Below are 10,029 nucleotides of genomic sequence, written 5' to 3' on the forward strand. Positions count from 1 at the left end.
TCCCCATCCTTTCCTTGAGCTGCCAAAGCAAAGGCCAAAGCTAGATGGGCGCCGAAGTGGTGCGGCTTTTTCTGCAGGGCAAGGCGCGCACAGCTTTCTGCTTCTTGGAGTTGGTCAGAAAACTTGTAGACTTCTGCCTTTGCCAGGAGGCTCTCAACAAAGTGGGGACAAAGGGTTAGGGCTTTGTCAAAGTAATCCAGCGCCTTGGGAAAGTCATAGTTAGCTACGGCCAATTGTCCAAGGCAGTAGAGTGCTTCTACCTGCTGTGGGTTGAACTGCAGTGCCGCTTGGTAGGCGCTTGCAGCTCGCTCCCTTTCGCCACTTCCCAACAGCGCACTTCCATAGTTGACCCAAGCGTCGGCATAGGTTGGGTTAAGCTCAATTGCCCGCAAGGCAACCGCTTGCGCTTCAGGCCATTTGCCAATCTCTTGCAACAGAGCTGAAAAATGGCTGTATATCTCGGCATCCTCGGGATAAGCCAGCAGTGCCTGCCGGAAGAGAGCTTCACTTTCCTCATAGCGCTCTTGGGCATTAAGAGATAGGGCCAGGGCAAGCAGGGCCTCGCGCTGATTGGGCTCAATGGCAAGAGCCCGCCGAGCTGCCTCTTCCGCTGCCACTGCCTCCCCCTGTTTCCAGCGCACCTGGGCAATAATGGCCCAGGCCAGGGCAAGACCTGGGTTTTTGGCAAGTAGCCGCTGGGCTTTTTCCAAAGCAAGGGCTGGGTTGCCACTGTTGTAGGCAGCTGCTGCTTCCTGTAGCTCGCTGGCTTCTTCCTCGGTGGGGGGCTGCGTTGCTGGCAGAGGGTCAGGAGAGGGAGCTTCTCCCTTCAGGGTGGCGGCCGCTAGCCGCGCAGTTAGCTCGACAACAGCGGGCCCTTCCAAACCGTGGGCGCACGCTTCGGCAAGAACCCGCTCGGCCTCCCCGTATTCACCACACTCCAGCAGGGCTTCAACCAAAGCTAGCCAATATTGACCAACCGTTGGATTGGCGCTGACTGCCGTCATCAAATGGGACAGTGCCGACCGGGGCTGCCCCCGCTGACGGGCAAGTTGGCCCAGAAGGTGGTGGGCGTAGTGGTGGCGGGGGGCAACCTGCAGGATGGCCCGATAGAGCCGCTCTGCTTCTTCCAGGTGCCCCTGCTGGTGGTGGTCAATAGCTTGCTGCAGAAGGTTGCTTAGCTCCATCATCGGCCCTCTAGTTTGGGCAAGGCATAGGGATGAGCAGAATGCCAGTAGTCGACTAGTTGCCCTTGGTGCTCGATAAGCACCTGCTTTGGCTCTATCCCAAGCCTAGCCATCTCGGCAACAATGTCAGCGGCGCGCCATTGGGTTGGGATGATGACCACGTCTGGGGTCTGCGTTTTCAGCTCCTCTGGGCTGACAATTTGCTGGCCAACGCCGGCAACATAGGTGCCAACTTTGTTTGGATCGGAATCGACAACCCAGGTAAGCCAATTGGTCTTAACCCCAAAGTGGTGCATGAAGGCTGCCCCTTTCCCCGTGCCTCCCCAGAGGGCAACTCGCAGGCCACTGTTAGCCAGCTCTTGAAGCTGGGCAGCAATTTTGCGGCGAGCCTCTTGGCTGCCTTGCTCAAATTTGGCTGCTGCTTCAGCCCGGAGCCGCCAGGCTAGCGGTAGCTGCAGCTCAACGATGGCCACCACCACTTCCCCATCGTAGGCGTGCCACAAGCTCACAATTGCACCGACGCGCTGTAGCAGGGCACGCAGCGACTCAGTGCTAAACTGCTGGGGGTGTTCGTAGTAAAAATCCACCAGTCGCCCTGTGGCAAAGACCCGGTCGATACAGGGCACTTCAACAAGCAGGCGCACAGTCTTTTTACAGCAACCTGCAGCCCATGCCAACTGCTGTAGGAAGGCTGCTGGTTGGCTAAAGTGCTCCAGGACATGACGCATCACCACCAGATCCGGCTGGAGGTGCAGCAGATCTTCAACAGGGTCAAAAAGCCGCGCCTCAAATTGAAACTCACTGGGGAAGTCGTCCGGTTGGTGAGGGTCAAATCCAATGTACCGCCCTTGCCGGCGAGCAGCCAAAGACCGCAGAAAGTGACCACAACCGCAGCCAATCTCAACCACGGTTGGGTTCTCAGGTAGGCGGGTCAGCACCTCATCGACCAGTTGCGCCAGATGCCGGTTCCACAAGACCCCGGCGTTGAACATGAGGCTCGGCTGACTGCCGTACGGGACATCCTCATAGCGGAAGGCGCGATTCCAGACATGGCCACAGGCAAGGCACTGCACAAAGTCAAGCCGATAGGGGGGCATGGCCCGTGCCTCCTCTTCAGTACGTGGCCAGCCCAATATGGCAAGTGGCGCAGCCCCTCCGTCAAAAAAAGGGTGAGCCACTGATTCGCCACAGGCAGGACAGGGATCCGTATAAAGAGGAGTCATGCTGATACATTTACGCTGAACACTGCTGAATATTATCGCTCAACAGTGCAGCGATTGCATCCTGCTCATTACTGAACAGGAAGGCGGTATCCCGCAAAGCCCTGAGCATAACGCCCAGAGCGCCTTGCCAATCTCGTGGTAGCTTATGGTTGCACTTTGGGCATGTGAACACTTTTGCGCCACCTAATTTAGTGTGGATGTGCCCACACTTGGTACAGGTTTTACTGGTGTACGCTTCCGATACTTCCACGACAACCACGTTTTTCTTTTGGGCTTGAAACTTCAGGAACTGCTTGAACCGATAGTGCGCCCAGGTGAGCATCGCCCTCGCCGTCTTGCTACCAAACTTCCTCCCCGCCTTGGCAACCATCTTGGCTGACTCGAAAGTGGGGAGGAATATCAATCGGTAGTTATCCGTTAGGAACGCCGCTACCTTGCGATGGCACTCGTCCACCAAGTTCCTGATTCTCTCCCGCAGACGAAACGCCGCTTGCCGCATTCGCCTACGCTTGAGTCTCGGCGCTTTACTCAGCCTAGATTGCAGATCGTCTAGGTGGTAGCACAGCCGAACGATCCTGCCAAAGTCTCCCTTGGCGATATCTAAAAAGCCCGCCCCATCAAACCCTGTAAGGAAGCTTCTTACTCCAGGATCAAGTGCGATCACCCCCTTTGCTAACGAACACTGCTCGTTCACGGGCTCAGGAAAGATGGCATACCATCTGTCTTTCACCCGCATTAGCTCAGTTCCACGTACCCACTCTCTGGGCATCTCCTCGGATGCACGGAACGCCAAACCTCGGGTGAGTTTCGGATACCACGTCCCATTGCGAAAGTTGCCGGCGTTGAATTGCAGCGTATGCGACCTGTCCCGCACACTGCGAAACCTCGCGTCTTTGCTTCGGCGGAACGCCAACCACGCCTCGACGACCGCGTTCTGTTTGATGTGACAGGGGACATCTTTCACCCACTGGGGCAGGTCGGAGCGCAGGATGATGTCCCTCAGCTTTCTGGCCGTTTTTGGGGCACCATGCTGACGCTGATAGGAAATCGCTTGGTTGTAGCAGTACCGGCACGCTGCTTGCCATTGCTTCCAAACTTTAGCCAGCGCTGGCTCCGGATAAATCCGTATCTTTCTCGATTGCAGCCCGATATTTCCTGAGTCCGTAGAGCCGACTACTGAAGCAGTGCAGGATGGTGAGGATATCCTCAACCAGTTCCTGCTGGGGAGAAAGGTGATCGTCATCGAGAACCAAGATTTCGCACCCGTATTGACGGCAGTACCACTCAACGAACTCAAATCCAAACCGGCAGAGTCGATCCCGGTGAGCGACCACAATTGTTCCGACATCTCCCGCACGGACTCGTTCCAATAAGGCAAGGAACTTTGGTCTTTTGAAGTCGAGACCGCCGCCAACCTCTCCGACCACTTCGGCTCCAGGATAGAGGTCAACCAGTCTTGCAATCTGTCTCTCCAAGTCTGGTTTCTGCCCTCGACTGCTGACTCGGGCGTACAAAACGACTCGTTTGGCTTTCTTTGGCGTTCTGTTCGCGTCAGCGGGCCGGAGGCCAATGTAGCTGTCGAGGTCATACCTTCTTGCCCTACCAGATGGAGTACGTATTGCTTTGATCCAGCCTTTCTGTTCCCATCGCCTCAAGGTGTGGAGACACACCCCAAAATAATCCGCCGCTTCTCTCGGTTTTACATACCTAGCCATACCAAGCAGCCATGCTGAACATACTGTACATTATTTTCAGTATAGTCCAGCGTATCATTGACCAGAGTTATGCTCCCGAACGTTGCCTATGGGGTAGCGTGCCTGGCCATCGGCGCAACAGTGGGCTACCACACCCGTTGCCGTGATTGATATGTCAAACCAGCGAGTGCAGGCTATGGGCGGTGCCGTGGGAGGCGACACATCGACCTGGCCAAGCCAGTTCATGCGCGGAAAAATGCTAACTTCGAACAATGGATACGTTGTCCTTACCCAGGTAATGAAATCCTCATCAGCTGCTGTGCCGTCTCCAACACGGGATAGCACAATGCGCATTGGCAAGCGTCCCTCAGCTTTTGCTTTGTGAAGTCTGTCCAGGCTTTCGCGAGTCCGTCTGTAGGGCAACTTCATCGTTGCCTCGTATTCGTCTGGGCGGTGATCGTTGAAGCTAACCCACAAGTAACCAAGATTGGGAAACTGTGTTAATCGTTCCACAATCCGCTCGTTGATGAGGGAGCCATTGGTAGTCAAGGTGATGGTAGCGTGCGGTAGCTCAGACTGAAGATATGTAAGCAAATCGAAGATCCGTGTATCCAAAAATGGCTCATTAACCTTAAAAGGACTTAATTGAAAGCGATGAAGACGCGGAATGTCTTTGAGGTCATTGACAATTTTTTCTATTAGAGAATCATCCATCTTTGCTACCTTTCTTTCCAGTGAAGAATAGGGACAAAAGTTGCAGGCAGCGTTGCAACGTGCCATCGTTTCCAGATGGACATGAGCTGGAAAGTCAATGTATGAACTCTCCCGCATCGCCAGAGCTCTGCGCTGATAGTCCAGCAAGTTCGGCGGAATTGTGCTCATCTCACTGTCCTCCTGCAGCATGCAATTGTCTACTCATTAAAACATTGCAACAGGCTCCCCCGTGTGGGCGCTTCGCACCCCTAGCAGGAACGCTGCTGCCTGCGGTAATTCTAATCTAGAGAACTTGTCCGAACTATTCCCTCTGGAGAGCCATGAACTGGCAACACCTCTTCACTCGCGCTTTTTGGGCGGCGACCCTCGCCAGCTTGGGCCTGCCGGGAGCGGTTCTGGCCCAGGCTAACCTGCGGGAGCTCCCTCCGGACTTGGCAGAACAGCTCACCACGGAGCGGATTTTGCAAGCCTGCGCCGCCAACCAAGCCGATACCCTGCCCAGCCCCTTCCCGGACGTGGTGCCGACCGACTGGGCCTACAAGGCGGTGCTCACCCTCTACTACTGTGGGGCCTACCGGGGGGCTATCCCACCGGAGCAATTCCGGCGTTACCTGGAGCAACAACGGGGATCCCAAACCTAGAAGGCTGGCTCTACTTCAAAGATCGGTACATTTCCTCAATAAGGTGAGCGTAGCGCTCCGCCACGGGGTTGCGCTTAATTTTCAGCGTCTGGGTCATGAGGCCATTTTCCACACTCAAGGGCTCTGGCAAGAAGCGAAAGTCAGCAACTTGCTCGTCGGGCCGATAGCCAGGGCGCTCTTGGATGCGGCGGCGTACTTCTTGCAAGATGAAGCGGCGCACCTGCGGGTGAACGAGCAGCTCGGTCTCGGCAGTAGGGATCCCTTGTTCAGCAGCCCAGGCCTTGAGGGCGTCGAGGTTGGGGTAGATGAGGGCAGCCAATTTTTTTTGGTCTTGCCCGACGATCACAATCTGGCTGATGTAGGGAGATTGCAGGCAGGCATCTTCCAGTGGCTGTGGCTCGACATTTTCGCCGTTGAGCAACACGATCACGTCCTTGGCCCTGCCGGTGATCACCAGTTGGCCGTCGGGAGTGAGCCAGCCTAGATCCCCGGTTTCAAACCAGCCATCAGAGCTGAGAACTTTAGCGGTGGCTTCTGGATTGTTGTAGTAGCCCATCATCACCTGCGGGCCACGGGCCAGGATCAACCCCTTTTGGCCAGGGGGCAAGGGCTGCCGGGTTTCCGGATCGACAATGCGAAACTCCGTCCCTGGCAGCGGTGGGCCAGCCGTACCGCGCACGTTGTTGTCAGGACGCCGCGCGCATAGCACTGGCGAGGTTTCCGTGAGGCCGTAGCCATTCAAGATGGAAATCCCAACAACTTCATAGAACAGATCCAGATAGGCAGGTAGGGATGCGCCGCCGCTAATAGCATGTTGAAAATTGGGGCCTAGTGCTTGTCGCACCTTGCGGTAGATGAGCCAATCGGCCAGCCGATGCAGGGGCCAGAGCAGCCAATGTTGCCAGCGAGCCCGTAGGCGCACCCAGGGGCTGACTCCGTAATGCAAAATCGACTGGTTGCGAGCTATCCGTCCAGAGAGCACATGGCTTTCACTCACCGCCATCAGAGCGCGGATTAGCCACTGCAGGAGGGGGCTTTTCTCTTTGAATTGCCGCTGGATCCCTTCATAAACGGTTTCCCAAATGCGCGGCACTGCCACCAAATAGTGGGGCTGCTCCTGTTGAAAATCTTGTTTGATAAAGCGGGGGCTGGTATAGACCAGCGTGCAGGCGCGACTAAGGAGAAAATACTCGCAAGCCCGCTCATAAGAGTGCCAAGTGGGCAGAATGCTCAACACCTTGTTCCCCGGTTGGGGCTGTACGACCGCGCCCAAGTTCTCCACCTGGTGCATGAGGTTGCCGTGGCTGAGCATCACCCCCTTGGGCTGACCGGAGGTCCCGGAAGTGTAGATGATGGTGGCTAACTGAGATCGCTCCAACTTGGGGGGCTCGTAGCGGTGTTCTCGCCCTGTTTGCAGCCACTGAGAAAAATTCACTACTCCTGGCTCTTCTTCGTCCGAAAGCAGCAGCAGCCGCTCTAGACCCAGCTCCTCCACAACTGACCGAACCCGTGCCAGCGTCTTCACATCCTGGGCAATCAAAGCGGTGCTCCCAGAATGACGCAAAATGTAGCCCAGCTCCGCTGGATCCGCTACGGCGCTGCGCGGCACATTGACTGCTCCTGTAAACAGCGTGGCCAGATCCGCCATCAGCCAGCGGGGGGAATTGTCGGCAAAAATGGCTACCCGATCCCCAGGGCGAATGCCCAAAGCCTGTAAGCCAGCAGCCAGCGTCTGAATGCGGCGGAACAGTTCCCCATAGGAAATCTCAAAGACCGGCTGGGCATGGGGATCCCTGAGGGCAGGCTGGTCAGCAAACTTCTCGGCTAGGACTTGCCAGACGTTGAGTAGAGTCGTCTCCGGGGCAGCGGGTGTAGCAGCAGCGGAGACAACGGTCATAGATCCGGGCCGTAAATCACGCTTACACTTTAACAGAGCGCGCACAAACTCGAAGGCAGTCCTCCAGGGATCCCTATGCGCATTGGCGTGCCCAGGGAGATTAAAGAGCAGGAATTCCGCGTCGGCCTAACACCAGCGGCGGTGCGGGTCTTGACTGAGCAGGGGCACCAGGTGTGGGTGGAAACTCAAGCGGGCCAGGGAGCCGGCTTTACTGACGAGGACTATGAGAAGGCGGGGGCCAGGCTGGCTGCTACTCCTGAGGAGATCTACCAGCAGCAGTTGGTGGTGAAGGTGAAAGAGCCCCTGCCTGCAGAGTATCCGCTGCTCCATCCGGATCTGATCCTATTTACCTACTTGCACTTGGCGGCTAGCCGCGAGCTCACCCAAGCCCTCCTGCGTTCGGGGGCCACCTGCCTGGCTTACGAGACAGTGGAGCTGGCCGATGGCTCCCTGCCTCTTTTGATGCCCATGAGCATGATTGCCGGGCGGCTCTCGGTGCAATTTGGTGCCCACTACCTCACCCGCCAAGCGGGGGGGCGAGGCGTACTGCTGGGCGGGATCCCAGGTGTGCCACCGGGACGAGTGGTGATTTTGGGCGGAGGAACCGTGGGTACAGAGGCGGCCAAAGTGGCCGTTGGCCTGGGAGCGCAGGTGCAGATTTTGGACATTAACCTGCAGCGGCTCAACGAGCTGGAGCTCATCTTTGGATCGCGAGTGGAGTTGCTCTACAGCACCCCCCAAACCATCGAGGAGTGCGTTCGCAAGGCCGATCTCGTGGTGGGAGCGGTGTTAGTGCCGGGCAGGCGGGCGCCAATTTTGGTGAGGGAGGAGCTGGTGGCCCAGATGCGGCCCCGATCCCTAATTGTGGACGTCGCGGTGGATCAGGGAGGCTGCATTGCCACCACTAGGGCCACCACCCATGCCCAGCCGGTTTACGAAGCCTACGGCGTGTTGCACTACGGCGTTCCCAACATGCCAGGGGCTGTCCCCTGGACCTCAACCCAAGCCTTGGTCAATGCCACGCTCCCCTACATTCTCAAGCTGGCCAACCTTGGCCTGGCCGCTGCCCTGGAACAAGATCTAGCTTTGGCCAAAGGGCTTAACATTCGCTCCGGCAAGCTCATCCACCCCGCCGTGCGGGCTACTTTCCCCGACTTGGCCAACTAGCTTTAGAGGCTGCCACTACTGGTGCTCGAAGACGTTGCTATACCCCAGCAGATCCAGCTCGACGAGGGTGGGAAGGTGCTGGAAGCAACGCTGCGCCAGTTCCCAGCGCTCCTCTCGCTGCAGCATCTGGGCCAACTTGTGGCGCACCGGGATCAAGTAGCGGACGTCGTTGGCTGCGTACTCCAACTGCTCCGCCGAGAGGGCATGGACAGCTCCCCAGTCGGAGCTCTGGGCTGCCTTGTTCAACTCGACCCCGCACAGCTCGCTCACCACATCTTTGAGGCTGTGCTTGCTGGTGTAGGTGCGAGCCAGTTTGCTAGCAATCTTGGTGCAGAAGACCGGCCAGACTTGGATCCCCAGGTGGTAGCGCAGCATGGCCAGGTCAAAACGGGCATAGTGGAAAATCTTCTCGATGCCGGGATCCGTCAGCAGCTTGGCTAGGAGAGGAGCCTGCCTGACGCCGCGGCTAAACCGCAGCAGCACCACCTCACCGGCAGCGTTGGCAAGTTGCACAACACAGAGTCGATCCCGCTGCGGGATCAAGCCCATCGTCTCTGTGTCCACCGCCAGGTAGGCTTCTCCGGCCAGGGCTTTGACCAGGTCGGAGGTAAGATCGTCGTCGCAAATCTGGAAGGGCTTCAGGGCCACGGGGAGCTCCCCTCAGGGCAGAGAAGGTGCTTGCCTTTCCAGAGCAGTTGCCAGCAGCCTCCAGCCCATCTGGGCTACCAGCTGGCTTTGACCACGCCGGGTAGCAGGCCGCGGTGAGCCATCTCCCGCAGGCTGTTGCGGCAGAGGCCAAAATCCCGGAAGTAACCACGAGGACGGCCCGTTTTCCAGCAGCGGTTGCGCAGGCGGGTGGGCGAGCTGGAGCGCGGCAGCTTTTGCAGTTGGGCATGCAGCTCCATGCGGGTAGCCTGGTCGAGGTTGGGATCAGCCAGCGCTGCCTTCAATTGCTGGCGCTTTTCGCGATACTTTTCAACCAAGCGCTGGCGCTTTTTCTCCCGCTCGATCATGCTTTTTTTAGCCACGGCTCACCTGTTTCCCCAATTTTTCAGCTCTACTAGGATAACGAGCAGGGGCAACTGGCAGCAAGGGGAGCCTGCCTATGGGTTAGGGGCACGCTAGTATTGCCGCCTGCGTGGTGCTTGCAAGCCACCGCTGCTGCTGGCCGCGAAGTGCTGGCGGATGCTACGCCATTACCTAGCAGGGATGGAGCTGGTACTGCAGGCGGGGTTCTCCTCTAGTCTTTGATTCGCCGGACAATTGGCCACTTTGTGGCATAACCAACCTTCTGCCTCGACGTAGATGGGCTGAGCGAGTAGGCTAGCCGGTACATCTTCTTGAGTAGGCGTTTTGCCTAGGCTAAAGTTGGCTCCGTCTTTAGCCGGTGTGCCCGCTAAGGGCAAGGAGCAACTACCTGCAGCTTGTGGGGAAGTCACGCCTGTGGAGATCCCTCTGGCGGGGTAGTAGAGGTGAACTCTACTACTAGCTACGGGTCGTGGAAGCAGG

10 protein-coding genes are annotated in these 10,029 nt (G+C 57.5%); 2 read left to right on the forward strand and 8 right to left on the reverse strand.

The features are described from left to right. From NW814_RS10855 to NW814_RS10875, 5 genes are all read right to left on the reverse strand, one after another. A partial coding sequence (locus NW814_RS10855; protein ID WP_414406305.1) for a tetratricopeptide repeat protein occupies positions 1-1,184 on the reverse strand: 1,184 nt, incomplete at its 3' end. Next, positions 1,184-2,281 carry a class I SAM-dependent methyltransferase gene (locus NW814_RS10860; RefSeq protein ID WP_414406306.1) on the reverse strand — a complete coding sequence of 366 codons (1,098 nt, stop codon included), beginning with the start codon at positions 2,279-2,281 and terminating at the stop codon, positions 1,184-1,186. The genes NW814_RS10855 and NW814_RS10860, both read right to left, overlap by 1 nt. 136 nt (positions 2,282-2,417) lie before the next feature. Continuing rightward, complete coding sequence (locus NW814_RS10865) at positions 2,418-3,617, reverse strand: RNA-guided endonuclease InsQ/TnpB family protein (RefSeq protein ID WP_414406313.1); 1,200 nt, start codon at positions 3,615-3,617, stop codon at positions 2,418-2,420. Beyond that, complete coding sequence (locus NW814_RS10870) at positions 3,505-4,122, reverse strand: IS607 family transposase (protein WP_414406307.1); 618 nt, start codon at positions 4,120-4,122, stop codon at positions 3,505-3,507. The genes NW814_RS10865 and NW814_RS10870 overlap by 113 nt, the downstream gene beginning before the upstream one ends. Before the next feature lie 54 nt (positions 4,123-4,176). Further along, positions 4,177-4,983, reverse strand: a complete 807-nt coding sequence (locus NW814_RS10875; protein WP_414406308.1) for a radical SAM/SPASM domain-containing protein — start codon at positions 4,981-4,983, stop codon at positions 4,177-4,179. A 152-nt stretch (positions 4,984-5,135) separates the two neighbouring features. Here NW814_RS10875 and NW814_RS10880 point away from each other — a divergent pair, with 152 nt between their 5' ends. After that, a complete protein-coding gene (locus NW814_RS10880; protein WP_414406309.1) occupies positions 5,136-5,456 on the forward strand; it encodes a hypothetical protein in 321 nt (106 codons plus the stop codon). Between the two features lie 10 nt (positions 5,457-5,466). On the opposite strand, the gene NW814_RS10885 is transcribed toward NW814_RS10880, so the two are convergent. Next, a complete protein-coding gene (locus tag NW814_RS10885; protein WP_414406310.1) occupies positions 5,467-7,353 on the reverse strand; it encodes an AMP-dependent synthetase/ligase in 1,887 nt (628 codons plus the stop codon). Positions 7,354-7,428: 75 nt separating this feature from the next. On the opposite strand from NW814_RS10885, the gene ald reads away from it, so the two are divergent. Next, on the forward strand, positions 7,429-8,520 hold the full coding sequence (gene ald, locus NW814_RS10890; RefSeq protein WP_414406311.1) for an alanine dehydrogenase: 1,092 nt from the start codon (positions 7,429-7,431) through the stop codon (positions 8,518-8,520). A 15-nt stretch (positions 8,521-8,535) separates the two neighbouring features. Here the strand turns inward: ald and NW814_RS10895 are convergent, their stop codons facing one another. Continuing rightward, positions 8,536-9,168, reverse strand: coding sequence for a ribonuclease D (locus NW814_RS10895; RefSeq protein WP_414395020.1), 633 nt, complete (start codon positions 9,166-9,168; stop codon positions 8,536-8,538). Between the two features lie 74 nt (positions 9,169-9,242). Beyond that, positions 9,243-9,548 (reverse strand): 30S ribosomal protein S14, encoded by a 306-nt coding sequence (gene rpsN / locus NW814_RS10900; RefSeq protein ID WP_414406312.1) that lies wholly within the window; start codon positions 9,546-9,548, stop codon positions 9,243-9,245. Positions 9,549-10,029: the final 481 nt, after the last annotated feature.

This window comes from Synechococcus sp. R65.1 (genome assembly GCF_047461755.1).
Taxonomy (GTDB): Bacteria; Cyanobacteriota; Cyanobacteriia; order Thermostichales; family Thermostichaceae; genus Thermostichus.